This window comes from Streptomyces sp. CA-146814 (genome assembly GCF_050942385.1).
GTDB lineage: Bacteria > Actinomycetota > Actinomycetes > Streptomycetales > Streptomycetaceae > Streptomyces.
Window position 1 is genome coordinate 2,280,732 of record NZ_CP192068.1, and the last position, 15,128, is coordinate 2,295,859.

Annotated in this window: 10 protein-coding genes; 9 read left to right on the forward strand and 1 reads right to left on the reverse strand. The window is 74.0% G+C overall.

The window, feature by feature from the left end; translation table 11 throughout:
* The 9 genes from ACQP09_RS10110 (at position 1) to ACQP09_RS10150 (ending at position 14,040) form a co-directional block, all read left to right on the forward strand.
* Positions 1 to 1,266 carry a 6-phospho-beta-glucosidase gene (locus ACQP09_RS10110; protein ID WP_433397727.1) on the forward strand — a complete coding sequence of 422 codons (1,266 nt, stop codon included), beginning with the start codon at positions 1 to 3 and terminating at the stop codon, positions 1,264 to 1,266.
* Positions 1,257 to 2,255, forward strand: coding sequence for an N-acetylglucosamine kinase (locus tag ACQP09_RS10115; RefSeq protein WP_433397729.1), 999 nt, complete (start codon positions 1,257 to 1,259; stop codon positions 2,253 to 2,255). The genes ACQP09_RS10110 and ACQP09_RS10115 overlap by 10 nt, the downstream gene beginning before the upstream one ends.
* A gap of 426 nt (positions 2,256 to 2,681) precedes the next feature.
* Complete coding sequence (locus ACQP09_RS10120; RefSeq protein WP_433397731.1) at positions 2,682 to 4,070, forward strand: hypothetical protein; 1,389 nt, start codon at positions 2,682 to 2,684, stop codon at positions 4,068 to 4,070.
* A gap of 11 nt (positions 4,071 to 4,081) precedes the next feature.
* Positions 4,082 to 5,131, forward strand: coding sequence for a glutamate ABC transporter substrate-binding protein (locus ACQP09_RS10125; RefSeq protein ID WP_433397733.1), 1,050 nt, complete (start codon positions 4,082 to 4,084; stop codon positions 5,129 to 5,131).
* A gap of 127 nt (positions 5,132 to 5,258) precedes the next feature.
* Entirely contained in the window at positions 5,259 to 6,623 is a 1,365-nt protein-coding gene (locus ACQP09_RS10130; RefSeq protein WP_433397735.1) for a hypothetical protein, read from the forward strand.
* Positions 6,620 to 9,478: a tetratricopeptide repeat protein gene (locus tag ACQP09_RS10135; protein ID WP_433397737.1), complete on the forward strand. Its 2,859-nt coding sequence runs from the start codon at positions 6,620 to 6,622 to the stop codon at positions 9,476 to 9,478. Before ACQP09_RS10130 ends, ACQP09_RS10135 begins: the two co-directional genes overlap by 4 nt.
* Before the next feature lie 2 nt (positions 9,479 to 9,480).
* The gene (locus tag ACQP09_RS10140; RefSeq protein ID WP_433397739.1) at positions 9,481 to 10,941 is read left to right on the forward strand and encodes a protein phosphatase 2C domain-containing protein; all 1,461 of its coding nucleotides are present in this window, start codon (positions 9,481 to 9,483) and stop codon (positions 10,939 to 10,941) included.
* Positions 10,942 to 10,960: 19 nt separating this feature from the next.
* Positions 10,961 to 12,340 carry a vWA domain-containing protein gene (locus tag ACQP09_RS10145; protein WP_433397741.1) on the forward strand — a complete coding sequence of 460 codons (1,380 nt, stop codon included), beginning with the start codon at positions 10,961 to 10,963 and terminating at the stop codon, positions 12,338 to 12,340.
* A gap of 83 nt (positions 12,341 to 12,423) precedes the next feature.
* On the forward strand, positions 12,424 to 14,040 hold the full coding sequence (locus ACQP09_RS10150) for an FHA domain-containing protein (RefSeq protein ID WP_433397743.1): 1,617 nt from the start codon (positions 12,424 to 12,426) through the stop codon (positions 14,038 to 14,040).
* A gap of 6 nt (positions 14,041 to 14,046) precedes the next feature.
* Here the strand turns inward: ACQP09_RS10150 and ACQP09_RS10155 are convergent, their stop codons facing one another.
* Complete coding sequence (locus ACQP09_RS10155; RefSeq protein WP_433397745.1) at positions 14,047 to 15,117, reverse strand: methyltransferase domain-containing protein; 1,071 nt, start codon at positions 15,115 to 15,117, stop codon at positions 14,047 to 14,049.
* Positions 15,118 to 15,128: the final 11 nt, after the last annotated feature.

Sequence of the window (15,128 nt, forward strand, 5' to 3'; positions counted from 1 at the left end):
ATGAAGCTCGCAGTAGTGGGTGGCGGGTCCACCTACACACCTGAACTGATCGACGGCTTCGCCCGGTTGCGGGACACGCTGCCGGTCGAGGAGCTGGTGCTCGTCGACCCGGCGGCCGACCGGCTGGAGCTGGTCGGCGGCCTGGCGCGGCGGATCTTCGCCAAGCAGGACCACGCCGGGAAGATCACCACGACCACCGACCTGGACGCGGGCGTGGCCGGCGCCGACGCGGTCCTCCTGCAGCTGCGCGTCGGCGGACAGGCCGCGCGCAACCAGGACGAGACCTGGCCGCTGGAGTGCGGCTGCGTCGGCCAGGAGACCACCGGCGCCGGCGGCCTCGCCAAGGCGCTGCGGACCGTGCCGGTCGTCCTGGACATCGCCGAGCGGGTGCGCCGCACCAACCCAGACGCCTGGATCATCGACTTCACCAACCCGGTCGGCATCGTCACCCGCGCCCTGCTCCAGGCCGGGCACAAGGCGGTCGGCCTGTGCAACGTGGCGATCGGCTTCCAGCGCAAGTTCGCCCGGCTGCTGGAGGTGAACCCTTCCGAGGTGCACCTGGACCACGTCGGGCTCAACCACCTCACCTGGGAGCTGGGCGTGCGCCTGGGCGGCCCGGACGGCGAGAACGTGCTGCCGAGGCTGCTGGCCGAGCACGGTGACGCGATCGCCGACGACCTCCACATGTCACGGAAGCTGGTGGACCGGCTCGGCGTCGTCCCCTCGTACTACCTGCGGTACTTCTACGCCCACGACGAGGTCGTACGGGAGCTGGGGACCAAGCCGTCCCGCGCTGCCGAGGTCGCGGCGATGGAGAAGGAGCTGCTGGCGATGTACGGCGACCCGGCGCTGGACGAGAAGCCCGAACTGCTCGCCAAGCGCGGCGGCGCCTTCTACTCGGAGGCGGCGGTGGACCTCGCCGCCTCGCTGCTGGGCGGCGGCGGTTCGCCGGTCCAGGTGGTGAACACGTACAACAACGGGACCCTGCCGTTCCTCCCGGACGACGCGGTCATCGAGGTGCAGGCCCGGGTCGGCCACGACGGCGCGGCGCCGCTGCCCGTACCGGCGCTGGACCCGCTGTACGCCGGTCTCATCGCCAACGTGACGGCGTACGAGGACCTCGCCCTGGAAGCCGCGCTGCGCGGCGGCCGGGACCGGGTCTTCAAGGCGCTGCTCTCGCACCCGCTGATCGGCCAGTACGAGTACGCCGAGCAGCTCACCGACCGGCTGATCGCGCACAACCGGGAGCACCTGGCGTGGGCGTGAACGTCTCGGTCGTCGCAGTCGACGCGGGCAACAGCAAGACCGATGTGGCGTTGATCGGTGACGACGGCACGGTCCTCGCCACGGCCCGGGGCGGCGGGTTCCAGCCACCGCTGGTGGGCGTGGACTCCGCGATCGACGTCCTGGGCTCGGTCCTGGACCGGGCGGTGGCCGGGCTTCCGGAGGAGGCAGCCGCCGAACTGGCCGCTGCTCCCGGCTCGTTCGGGCACATCTCCGCCTGTCTCGCCAACGCCGACCTGCCGGTCGAGGAGGCCGAGCTGGCCCGGGCGCTGGAGGCCCGTGGCTGGGGGACGTCGGTGCAGGTGCGCAACGACACCTTCGCGATCCTGCGCGCCGGGGTGGACGAGCCGCGGGGCGTCGCGGTGGTCTGCGGGGCCGGGATCAACTGCGTGGGCATGGTGCCCGACGGGCGGACGGCCCGCTTCCCGGCGATCGGGCGGATATCCGGTGACTGGGGCGGCGGTGCGGGGCTGGCTGAGGAGGCGCTGTGGTTCGCCGCGCGCGCCGAGGACGGGCGCGGTGAGCCGACCGAGCTGGCCCGTACGCTGCCGGGCCACTTCGGGCTCGACTCGATGTACGCGCTGATCGAGGCGCTGCACCGGGGCGCGATCCCGCTGACCCGGCGCCATGAGCTGACGCCGGTGCTGTTCGCCACGGGCGCCGCCGGGGATCCGGTGGCGGCCGCGCTGGTGGAGCGGCTGGCGGAGGAGGTGGTGGCGATGGCGTCGGTGGCGCTCAGCCGGCTCGGGCTGCTGGAGGAGGAGGCTCCGGTGCTGCTGGGCGGCAGCGTGCTGGCCGCGCGCCATCCGCAGTTGAACGACCGGGTCGCCGAACTGCTGGCGGTACGCGCCCCGAAGGCGGTGGTGCGGGTGGTGTCGGAGCCGCCGGTGCTGGGTGCGGCGCTGCTGGGCCTGGATGTGAAGGGGGCGGCGCCGGAGGTGCACCGGCGGCTGCGGGAGCAGTACGCCTGATCCGCTGGAAGCCTGATCGCCCGTCAGGGCCGGCAGGAGGGGCGTCCCGTCGCGTTCGTGCGGCGGGGCGCCCCTCGTTCGGGGGAACGTGGGGGTGCCCGGGGAACCGATCGGGCGTCTCGTACGTGTACCTGATGGGGAGTCCGCAACGCATGGGGATGGCTGGACGGTCGGGGAGGCTCGGGGCGGAACCGGAGCGGTGCGAAGGGGCCGGCGACGATGCCGGTTCGTTTATGGGGATGTTTCGGGGCACGTCGCGCCGATCGCCTTGATCCACCGCGTCCGCCCTGATCGAATGCGTTGTCCGGTGCGGGATCCAGGCGTTCTCGATGTGCCGGTCCGTCACCGCGGCCATACTTCTGGCCGGGCACCGGACCGCGATCGGCCGGGGTCCGGAGCACCGTCGGTGACCGAGGGGGAGGTCGAGTGACACAGCTGCCGCAGGGCGGCCCGCAGACGCAGCGCGCGCCGGAGCAGGCGCCCGCGCCGGCCGGCCTGCCCGCTCAACGCCCGGGCTCCTGGGCCGCGCAGAGCCGTCGGCTGCGCGCCGTGGCGACGACCGAGCCCGGCCGCCTCCAGATCATCGGGGCCGTGCTGGCGCTGCTGGTCGTGGCGTTCGGCGCGGTGACCGCCCTGGAGATCTCGCACCGGGCCTCCGCCGCCGACGACGTGGTGGGGCGCAGCCAGCCGCTCAGCGCGGACGCGGCCAGCATCTACCGCTCGCTCGCCGACGCGGACACGATGGCGGCCGGCGGCTTCCTCGCGGGGGCGCAGGAGCCGAAGGCCGTGCAGGAGCAGTATCGGAAGGACATCGAGGAGGCGGCCCGGCTGCTGGTGAAGGCGTCGGCGAACACCGACTCGTCGACCAGCTCCTGGCAGGAGATCACCACCCTCAACGAGCTGCTGCCGGTCTACACCGGCCTGATCGAGCGGGCCCGCGCCAACAACCGGCAGGGGCTTCCGCTCGGCGGCGCCTATCTGCGGTACGCCAACCAGAAGATGACGAACGAGCTGCTGCCCGCGGCCGAGCGGCTGTACGCGGCGGAGACGGGCCGGCTCGACCGGGACTCCGCCGACGCCCGCCGGTGGCCCTTCCTCTCGCTCGCCGCCGGACTGGTGGTGCTGGGCGCGCTGGTGTGGATGCAGCGCCGCAACTACCGCCGCACCAACCGGGTGTTCAACCACGGGCTGCTGGTGGCGACGGCCGCCGCGTCGGTGGTGCTGCTCTGGCTGGCGGTCGGGCACACGGTGGCCCGCACCGAGCTGCGGTCCGCGATGACGCAGGGCCAGGAGTCGCTCGACGTGCTCAACAACGCGCGCATCAACTCCCTGAAGGCGCGCGCCAACGAGAATCTGACGCTGGTGGCGCGCGGCGCGGTGCTGACCGCCGACGGCTCCGCCGACCAGTACGAGACGGACTACACGACGGGCATGAAAGCCCTTCAGGAGCAGTTGAAGAAGGCCGAGCGGCTCGCCGACGACGAGAGCGGCAGCGCCCCGGTGGCCCGGGCCGCCAGGAGCGTCACCGAGTGGCAGGACCGCCACCGCAAGGCGCGTGCCACGGACGACCAGGGCGACTACGACGGTGCGCTGAAGCAGATCATCGGGGCGAAGGACTCCACCGGGCAGTCCTTCCAGCAGGTGGACACCGCGCTGCGGACCGCGCTCGCCCATGAGCAGGGCGAGTTCACCGCGGCCGCCGAGGACGGGCGCGGGGCCCTGCGCGGCCTGCCGACCGGAGCCGCCGCGCTGGCGGTGCTGGGCGCGGTCGCCGCGATCCTCGGGGTCAACCGCAGGCTCTCGGAGTACCGGTGAGAGGGGCAGCGATGGCCAGGGCGAGAACGTGGGCGCGGCGCCGTACCTCACGGGTCCGGCTGCGCGGCTGGGGTGGTGTGACGGCGATGGCGGTAGCGTGCGTGATCACCGCCGCGCTCACGCTGCTGCCGCTCTCGCAGCACAGCGGGGGGACCGCCGGGGCGAACCCGGTGGGCGGCGGGACGACGGCGACCCTGCCGGTGCGGGCCGAGGCGTGCACCGATCCCGAGGCGAGCCTGCCGCCCTCGTCGGCGGACGGGCCGGGCATCGCGAAGATCAAGGCGCGCGGGAAGCTGGTCGCGGGCGTCGACCAGAACAGCTACCGCTGGGGCTACCGCAACCCGTACAGCGGTGAGCTCGAAGGGTTCGACATCGACCTGGTGCGGGCGCTGGCCAAGGACATCCTCGGCGATCCGAACGCCGTGATCTTCCGGGCGATCCCCACCAACCAGCGCATCGCCGCTCTGGAGCGGGACCGGGTCGACGTCATCGTGCGGACGATGACCATCAACTGCAAGCGGCTGGAGCAGGTCTCCTTCTCCACCGCCTACTTCCGCACCGGCCAGCAGATCCTGGCCCCCAAGGACTCCGCCATCACGGGGTACGACGGATCGCTGAAGGGCAAGCGGGTCTGCTCCGGCGAGGGCACCACCGCGTACGAGGCGCTGGAGAAGGAGTCGTACGGGGCGATATTCAAGGACGAGATGGACGGCACCGACCGGGACCCGGACCGGCTGACCGTCCCCAACCAGCTGGACTGCCTGGTCCGGCTCCAGCTCGGTGAGGTCGACGCCGTCCTCACGGACAACGCGCTCGGCGCCGGGCAGGCGGCGCAGGACCCGGCGGTGGCCCTCAAGGGCGCGGGGCCGTTCACCACCGAGTTCTACGGTGTGGCGGCGAAGAAGGGCGCCGACGATCTGGTGGCCCGGGTCAACAAGGTCCTGGTCGACTACCGCGCGGGCGGGCAGGACAGCGCCTGGATGGTGTCGTACCGCAAGTGGCTGGCGGCCGGCCTACCCGGTATATCGGCGCCACCGGCCCCGAAGTACCGCAGCGAGTGACCCCGGCGCGCCGGGCCGCGTCCGTACCGGCGGTGACCGCGTACGGACCGGACCGGTCGCGCGCGTACCGGAGCAACTGACCCCGTCCGGGCCCACCGGCCCGGCGGCGAGAGCGGAGAGGTGATCGATGGGCGTCGCGGGATCCTTCCCCAGCTTCGCGGGGAGGCCCCCCGGCCCGGTCATGGACCGGGACGAGGCGGACCGTGCGCTGGCCCGGCTCGGCGCGGAGCACGAGGCGATCGAGACCTCGCTCCTCGCCCTGCAGGACCATGCGGGCCGCCGCCTCCTGGAGGGCGCCGAGCTGACCGGTCTCACCCGGGAGCGCTGGGCCACGACCGAGCAGTCGATCACGCTGCTGTGGGGGTACTTCGACGCCTACGCGGGCGCGCTGGAGGAGGCCCGGGACATACGGGCGCGCCGCCGCCACCCGAACCGGGAGGATCTGGCGGCCCTGACCGAGCTGCTGCGCGGCGAAGCGGTCACGGTCGCCAACTCCGGTGCGGTGCCGCCGTCCTCGGTGACGGGACCGGCCCGGCTCTCGGAGCGGTTCTCGCTCCAGGAGCTGGTGGCCCGGATGAACGAGCTGTACGCCAGGTCGCTGGACATGGTCGTCGCCTCGGACTCCGTCTGGTCGGCGCTGCCCGCCCGGATCGACCTGCTCGCCGCCGAGCTGCACCGCACCCGTTCGCTGGCCCACTCGGTCGGTGTGCGGCCCGGTGAGCATCCGGCCGGGGACGATCTGGAGGAGATCACCGAGGAGCTGACCACGCTGCGGGTGCAGGTGATCTCCGACCCGCTGGCGTTCTGGCTGCCGGGCCCCGGCAGCGCCGCGCCCGGCGGTGGCCGGCCGGACACCTCGCGGTACGACCGGGCGGCCCGCGCGCTGGAGGACGTACGGCGGGAGATCGAGGCGGTGCTGGCGGTGCGGCAGGACGCCGAGGCGCGGCTGATGCGGGTGCGGGACGTGCTCTCGCGCGCCGACCGCACGCTGACCGAGGCGCGGGCGGCGCGCGGCGAGGTGCTGGCCAAGATCGCCGCGTCCGAGGTGCCCGCCGTCAGCGGACCGGCGACCGCACTCCAGGAGCGGCTGGACATCGCCGCCGAGTACCGCAGGCGCGCCCAGTGGAACCGGCTCTCCCCGCTCCTGGAGACGCTGGAGCAGGAGGCCGAGGAGGAGCTGCTGCGCGCCCGGGAGTCGCTGACCTCGGTGACGGCCCCGCTGGCGGTCCGGGCCGAGCTGCGCGGCCGGCTCGACGCGTACAAGGCGAAGGTGGCCCGGCACGGTCTGGCGGAGGACCCGCTGCTGATCGAGCGGTACGACGCGGCGCGCCGGATGCTGTGGAGCGCCCCGTGCGATCTGCGGGTGGCCGAGCAGAACGTGCTGCGCTACCAGCAGGCGGCGGCCGAGCTGCTGACACCGCAACGGCCCGAAGGACCGGACGGGCCCCGGGGGCCCGAGGACCGGCGGGGCGATCAGGGGGAGACACGATGAGTACGCAGTGCCAGCGCCCGGCGTGCGAGGGCGCCTACGAGGACATGGGCGGCGGTGAGCTGTACTGCGACACCTGCGGTCTGGCCCCGGTCGTCTCGCCGACGGGCATGGTCTCCTCGCCGCCCACCGGGATCGCGGGCGGCGGCGGCCGGGCGAGCAGCCGCGGCAGCTCCTCGCAGCGCTCCTCCTCCCGTGCCTCCGCGCGCTCCTCGTCGCGTTCGTCGACCTCGCGGCGCTCGGTGTCGGGGCGGCTGTCCCGCTCGCTCTCCGGCTCCTCCACCTCCCGTTCGGTCTCGGTACGCTCCTCGGGCTCCTCGGCAGCCTCCTCCACCCGGGGCCGGCTGGGCGTCGGCCTGGTGCAGGTCCCGGACGTGCCGCGGCCCGACCCGCGTACGGCGGTGATGGAGAACCCGGAGGTGCCCGAGCGCAAGCGGTTCTGCTCCCGCTCCGACTGCGGGGCGCCGGTAGGGCGTTCGCGCGGGGAGCGGCCCGGCCGCACCGAGGGGTTCTGCACCAAGTGCGGCCACCCGTACTCCTTCGTGCCGAAGCTGACCGGCGGCGACATCGTGCACGGCCAGTACGAGGTGGTGGGCTGTCTGGCGCACGGCGGGCTGGGCTGGGTCTACCTCGCGGTGGACCGGGCCGTGTCGGACCGCTGGGTGGTCCTCAAGGGCCTGCTCGACACCGGCGACCAGGACGCGATGGCGGCAGCCATCTCCGAGCGCCGCTTCCTCGCCGAGATCGAGCACGCCAACATCGTGCGGATCTACAACTTCGTGGAGCACCTGGACCAGCGGACCGGTTCGCTCGACGGGTACATCGTCATGGAGTACGTCGGCGGCAAGGCGCTCAAGGAGATCGCCAACCAGCGCCGCACCCCGTCCGGCAAGCGCGACCCGCTCCCGGTCGAGCAGGCCTGCGCGTACGGGATCGAGGCGCTGGAGGCGCTCGGCCATCTGCACAGCCGCAACCTGCTCTACTGCGACTTCAAGGTGGACAACGCGATCCAGACCGAGGACCAGCTGAAGCTGATCGACATGGGCGCGGTGCGCCGGATGGACGACGACGAGTCCGCCATCTACGGCACCGTCGGCTACCAGGCCCCCGAGGTCGCGGAGGTGGGCCCGTCGGTCGCCTCCGACCTGTACACGGTGGCGCGGACGCTGGCGGTCCTCACCTTCGACTTCCAGGGGTACACGAACGTCTTCGTGGACTCGCTGCCGGACCCGGACAGCATCGAGGTGTTCCGCGCCTACGAGTCCTTCTACCGGCTGCTGGTCCGGGCCACCGACCCGGACCCGGGGAGGCGGTTCGCCTCCGCATCGGAGATGGCCGAGCAGTTGACGGGGGTGCTGCGCGAGGTCGTGGCGCTCCAGAGCGGGCGGCCGAGACCGGCGCTGTCGACGCTGTTCGGTACGGAACTGCGGGTGATGGACACGGAGTTGTTCGCCGAGCAGGTGGACGACGTGTCCCGGCTGGGCGCCCGGGCGGCTGCCTCGGGGCGCGGTGGCCGCTTCGGACGGCGCAAGGGCGGTGCGGGTGCGGGGCCGCTGCCGGGGATTCCGGCGCAGGGCGGTGGCGTAACGGGGCAGGGCGGTGCGGCGCCGGTGGCTCCGGGAGCCGTGACGTCGGCGGTGGCGGGTGCGCTGCCGGTGGGGTCGCAGCCCGCCGGTCCGGGGTCCGCGGGGGCGGCTCCGCTGACGGCGACGGCGACGCATGTACGGGGCGGCGGACCGGCAGCGGCGTACGCGCCCCCGGCCCACGCTCCTGTGCCTGCTCAACCCCGGACGTACGGGCAAGCCCCCGTCCCGGCACCCCGGGAGGCCCCGCCCTCCCCCGCCGCGCAGCCCGGCCCCACCACCCCGTACGGCACCTCCGGGGGCACCTCCGGAGGCGTCCGGCTGGCCGTGTTCGACGCGCGGGCCACCTCTCTGGCGCTGCCGGTGCCCCGGGTCGACGCGAACGATCCGAACGCCGGGTTCCTCGCCGGGCTGATGGCCTCCGCACCCGCCGAGCTGATCGCGGCGCTGCAGGCGGTGCCCGCGGCCTCGCTGGAGACCCGGCTGCGGGAGCTGCGGGCCCGGCTGGAGATGCGTGAGCTGGACTCGGCAGCCGCCGCGCTGACCGCGCTGGAGGCCCGCCACCCGGACGACTGGCGGGTCGTCTGGTACCGGGGCGTCGCCTCGCTGGTGACCGGTGACCACGAGGTGGCGGCGCTCTCCTTCGACGCGGTGTACGACGCGTTCCCCGGGGAGCCGGCGCCCAAGCTGGCGCTGGGGATCTGCGCGGAGGTGCTGGGCCAGCTGGACAACGCGGCCGAGTACTACCGGCTGGTATGGGCGACCGATCCGAGCTTCGTGAGCGCCGCGTTCGGCCTGGCCCGGGTGCAGATCGCCGCCGGGGACCGGGCGGGTGCGGCGCACACCCTGGAGTCGGTGCCGGAGGCGTCGATCCACTACACCGCGGCCCGGGTCGCCGCCGTACGGGCCCGGCTGCGCGAGCGGGACCCGGCCGAGCCCCTGCTGACCGATCTGACGGCGGCCGCCGTCCAGGTGGCGGCGCTGGCCGGTTTCGGCCTGGACCCGGTGCGGCGCGAGCAGTTGACGACCGAGGTTCTGGGCAAGGCGCTGGACTGGGTACTCTCCGGTAGTCCCGGTGCCCCGCCGCCGGGCGGACCGGCGGCCGCCGGAGCTCCGGGCACCCGGAAGCTGCTCGACGCCGAACTGGACGAGCGGGGGCTGCGGTTGGGCCTGGAACGCTCGTACCGCATGCTCGCCCGGCTCGCGCAGCGGGGCGACGAGAGGATCGAACTGGTGGAGCGGGCCAACCGTTTCCGCCCCCGGACGTGGGTGTGAAGATGTCAGAGAGCCACCAGCAGCCCGCCCTGGCGCGGTGCCCCGGCTGCGAGGAACCGCCGGCGTCCGGCGACCTGTTCTGCGGCGCGTGCGGCTACGACCTCTCGGCCGTGCCGCCCCGCTCCGGCGACCGGCCGACGATGCCCATCACCGTGCCGCCGGCAGCCCAGGCCGCTCCGGCGGCCCCGCCTGCGCCCGCCGCGCCCGCGCACGTCGCCGCGCCCGACGCACCCGCGCCGCCGGTGTCGGCCGTGGAGTGGCCGGCCGCCTCCGAGACGGACAGCTCCGACGTGCCCGTACCCGTGCACCGGGCGACCGACCTGCCCGGCACGGACTCGGGCGGCACGCCGCTGCCGGCGACGCCTGCGGCGCACCACGACGACCAGCCGACGACACCCCCGGTGCGCCACGACGACCGGGCGGTGGCGGCGGAACCGGCCACCGCCGTACCCCCGGGCGCCTCGGGCGACTTCGCGCTCGCCGCCCCCGATCCCCGTACGGCGGAGCCCACCCCGACGCCCGCCTCCGGCACCAAGGTCTGTGTGGCCTGCCGGTCCGGCCGGGTCGACCCCGACGGGTACTGCGAGAACTGCGGGCACGCCCAGCCCCGCGAGCGCGACCACATGGAGCAGGAGCTCGGCTCGGTGGCCGCCGTCAGCGACCGGGGCCTGCGCCACCACCGTAACGAGGACTCCTTCGCGGTCTCCTCGACCGCGCTGCCGGACGGTTCGCCCGCCGTCGTGGCGATCGTCTGCGACGGCGTCTCCTCGGCGAGCCGGCCCGACGAGGCGTCGGCGGCCGCCGCGAGCGCCGCCAACGAGGCGCTGCTGGAGTCGCTGCCGCGCGGCACGCACCCGCAGCAGGCGATGCACGAGGCGATCGTCGCCGCGTCCGAGGCGGTCAACGCACTGGCCCAGGGCCCGGCCGGGGCGGCCGAGCACGAGGCCCACCGCCATCAGAACGCACCGGCCTGCACGCTGGTCGGCGCGATCATGGCGGGCGGGCTGCTGGTGGTCGGCTGGGTCGGCGACAGCCGGGTCTACTGGGTGCCGGACGACCGGACCGGCCCGCCCGCCCGGCTCACCGAGGACGACTCGTGGGCCGCGCAGATGGTGGCGGCGGGCCTGATGAACGAGGCCGAGGCGTACGCGGACGAGCGCGCCCACGCCATCACCGGCTGGCTCGGCGCCGACTCCTACGAACTGGAGCCGCACACCGCCTCGTTCAAGCCGGACCGCCCCGGCCTGGTGGTGGTCTGCACGGACGGCCTGTGGAACTACGCGGAGTCCGCCGAGGAGATGGCCGCCGCCGTGCCTCCGGAGGCCCACCGGCGACCGCTGCACGGCGCCCAGGTGCTCGTCGGGCACGCGCTCGACGGCGGGGGCCACGACAACGTAACAGTGGCTCTGCTGCCGTTCGCCGTGGAGCCGCAAGGGGCAGGATCGGCCTGCACCACCGTTTGAGTCTCAGGGAGCAGACCGGATGGCCAACTTCTCGAAGTCGAACGTGCCGCAGTTCTCCGTCGAGGTGTACCAGAACGCGTTCCTGCCCGAGGGCGGCCGCGAGGTCAACGCGATCGTCACCGTCACCTCCACCGGCGGCGGCACCACCGGCGGCGTCCCGCTGCCGCGCGCGGCGACCTCACCCGGACACGTACCCGGATACGGGCCCGGGCCCGGGCAGGCCCCGAGCGCCGCGGTGGTGCTGATGGTCGACTGTTCCGGTTCGATGGACTATCCGCCCACGAAGATGCGCAACGCACGCGCCGCGACGGCGGCCGCGATCGACACCCTGCGCGAGGGCACGCGGTTCGCGGTGGTCGCGGGGACGCATGTGGCCAAGGACGTCTACCCCGGCAACGGGCAGCTCGCGGTCGCCGACGCGCAGACGAAGGCCCAGGCCAAGGAGGCGCTACGGAGGCTGAGCGCGGGCGGCGGGACCGCGATCGGCACCTGGCTGCGGCTGACCGACCGGCTGCTCGCCTCCGCCGACGTCGGCATCCGGCACGGCATCCTGCTGACCGACGGCCGCAACGAGCACGAGGCGCCGGAGGATCTGCGGGCCGCACTGGACTCCTGCGCGGGCCGGTTCACCTGTGACGCCCGGGGCGTCGGTACGGACTGGGAGGTGAAGGAGGTCACCTCCATCGCCTCCGCGCTGCTCGGCACCGCCGACATCGTCGCCGACCCGGCCGGACTCGCCGCCGACTTCACGCAGATGATGGAGAACGCGATGGGCAAGGAGGTCGCGGACGTGGCGCTGCGGCTCTGGACGCCCGTCGGCGTGGAGATCCGGTTCGTGAAGCAGGTGGCGCCGACGGTCGAGGACCTGACCGGCCGCCGCACCGAGGCGGGCCCGCGCGCCGGGGACTACCCGACCGGTTCCTGGGGCGACGAGTCCCGCGACTACCACGTCTGCGTCCTGGTCCCCGAGGCCGGGATCGGCCAGGAGATGCTGGCGGCCCGGGTCTCGCTGATCCTGCCCGACCCCTCGGGCGCGGGGGCTCCGCAGGTGCTCTCGCAGGGGCTCGTACGGGCGGTGTGGACGGACGACATGGTGGCGTCGACCTCGATCAATCCGCAGGTCGCGCACTACACAGGTCAGGCGGAACTGGCACAAGTCATCCAGCAGGGGCTGGACGCCCGCAAGTCGGGCGACTTCGACGGTGCGACGGCGAAACTGGGCCGTGCGGTGCAATTGGCATCGGCATCCGGGAACCAGGACACTGCGAAACTGCTTTCGAAGGTGGTCGACGTCGTCGATGCGGCGACCGGTACTGTGCGACTGAAAGCGAAGGTCGCGGAAGCGGACGAGATGACCCTCGAAACGCGCTCCACCAAGACCGTTCGCGTCAAGAAGTAGCAGCACTCGGTGGCCGAACGGTCACGACCGATCGACAGCATGACGGCCCCCGGGGCCGGACGAGGAGAGGGGGAAGCGCCGACATGCCGACCTGCCCGAACGGACACCAGTCGGGTTCCGAGGACTGGTGCGAGGTCTGCGGACACCGCATGACCGGAACGGGCGCCCCCACCGGCGCCGTGCCTCCGCCGCCCCCGCCGCCTCCCGCGCCCGGTTACGGCTACCCGCCGCCCGTCGGCAACGACGGCGGCCCGCCGACGATGCAGGCGGAGCTCTGCCCGCAGTGCCGTACGCCGCGTGAGGCGGGTGCGCCGTACTGCGAGGAGTGCCGCTGGAACTTCATCACCAGCACGGCGACCTCGTACACGCCGCTGGCCCCGCAGCACAGCACGCCCGGCGGCCCGGGCGGGTCCGGTGGCCCCGTCGGCCCGCCGCCCGGTCTCAACCTGCCGCCCGGCTTCCTGGCCCAGCAGGGTCCTGGAGGCCAGGGTGGCCCGGGTGGCCAGGCAGGTCCTGGAGGCCCGGGCGGTCCTGGCGGCCAGGGCGGTCCTGGCGGCCAGGGCGGTCCTGGCGGCCAGGGCGGTCCTGGCGGTCCCGGTGGCGCTCCTCCGTCCCAGCCTCAGTCCCAGCCGCATCGGGACCCGTTCGAGTTCCAGGGTTCGCGGCCCTCGCAGGTGAACCGTCCGGCCGAGCCGCTCGCTCCGGAGCAAACCGGTCACGGCGACCGTTCCGGTCACGGCGGCGCGTCCGGCCACGGCGGCCAGGACGAGCGCGGTGGCCCCGCAGGTCCCGGAGGACAGAGCGGCCGGACCGGACCGGGTGGCCAGGGTGCTCCCCCGCCGCACGCGTTCCAGCAGGGTCCGCCGCCTCCGCCGGCCTTCCAGCAGCAGGGCCCGCCGCCTCCGCACCAGCAGCAGGCGCCTTCACCGTTCGAGCCGCAGCAGTCCTCGCCCTTCGCGCCGCCCCAGCAGCAGGGCCAGCGCGGTGGTGGCGACGACTGGGTCCTGTCGCCGCCCTCCCAGCCTCAGACCCAGGCACCGCAGCAGGCCCAGCAGCCGCCCCAGGCGTTCCAGCAGCAGGCCCCGTACCAGGGCGGTCAGCAAGGCCAGGGCGGTCAGCAGACTGGTCACCCCGACCGGAACCAGGCGGCCCCGGGCAACCAGGGCTACGGCCAGGACCAGGGCTACGACCGTAACGGGCCACAGCACGGCCAGGACCAGGGCTACGACCAGGGCCAGGGCAACCAGGGCTACGGCCAGGTCCCCGGTCAGGGACAGCCGCAGCAGCCCACCGCCACCACCTGGACCGCCGTCATCGCGCCGGACCGTGAGTACTTCCTGGCGATGATGCAGCGCAGCGGCCCCGAGGCGACCGGCCTGAACCTGCCCGCGTACTCCCCCGAGCAGCGCCTGCCGCTCACCGGGACCCAGGTCACCATCGGCCGCCGCCGGCACAGCACGGGCGAGTCGCCGGACATCGACCTGTCGGTGCCGCCGGAGGACCCGGGCGTCTCCCACCAGCACGCGGTGCTGGTGCAGCAGCCCGACGGCGGCTGGTCCGTGGTCGACCAGAAGTCCACGAACGGCACCACTCTCAACGGCGCCGAGGACCCGATCCAGCCGTACGTCCCCGTCCCGCTCCAGGACGGCGACCAGGTGCACGTCGGGGCCTGGACGACGATCACGATCCGCCGGGACTGAAGACCCTCATCCGCCCAGCGGCCAGGTGTACGGCCCCTCCGGGTCGTCCAGCCAGGACCACTGGCGGCCGTCCGCGACCGTGACGCCGTACCTCTCCCGCCGCGGGTGCTCCTCGCGCTCCCAGAGCGAGAGGGCCTCGCGCGGATCGAGGCTGCCCGCCGTCAGGGTCAGCAAGAACCGGAACAGCTCGTCCCCGATCGCGCGCCTCGGCACTCCGCCGGGGCGCGCGATGGGTTCCAGCAGCGGTGAGGCTCCGCGCAGGGGCACGAAGTACGCCGGGGTGTGCAGGAAGTGCCCTTCGGCCCGCGGGCCGTGCGCCGTCGCGCGCACCTCCAGCGAGACGAGCCCGGTCGCGACCGGTGCCAGGATCCGCGCTCCCGGAGCGCACTGTTCCGGCCAGGCGTGCGGTACGGAGGGGAGCGTGCAGGTCGCGATGATCCGGTCGTACGGGGCTCGCTGCGGGCAGCCGCGGGCCCCGTCGCCGGTGATGACCGTCGGGCGGTATCCGGCGGCGGCGAGATGGCTGCGGGCCGACTCCGTGATCTCCGGGTCGAGATCGACGCTGGTCACCGCCGTGTCGCCGAGCCGGTGGGAGAGCAGCGCGGCGTTGTAGCCGGGCCCGGTGCCGATCTCCAGGACGGTGTGGCCGTCGCGCAGGTCCAGGGCGTCGAGCATCAGGGCCATCAGCGAGGGCTGGCTGGAGGACGAGATGAGCTCGCCGTCCCGCATCCGGGTGGCCAGCGCCTCGTCGCCGTACACTCCGCGCAGCCAGCGCCGACGGCGTACGGGGTCCGGATCGTCGCCCCAGAGCCGCTCGTAGCCGCGGCTGCCGTGCACGTAGTAGTACGGCACGAAGAGGTGGCGCTCCACCTCCTCGAAGGCCCGGCGCCAGGCGGGGTCGGTGAGCCCGCCCTGCGCGACGATGTTCCGCACGAGGGTCTGCCGCGCCTCGTCGGCCTCGGGGCCGGAGCCGGTCTCGGGGCCGGAGCCGGTCTCGGGGCCGGAGCCGGTCTCGGGGCCGGAGCCGGTCTCGGGGCCGGAGCCGGTCTCGGCGGGGACTTCCCGGTGTGCGCCCATGTCTCCACTGT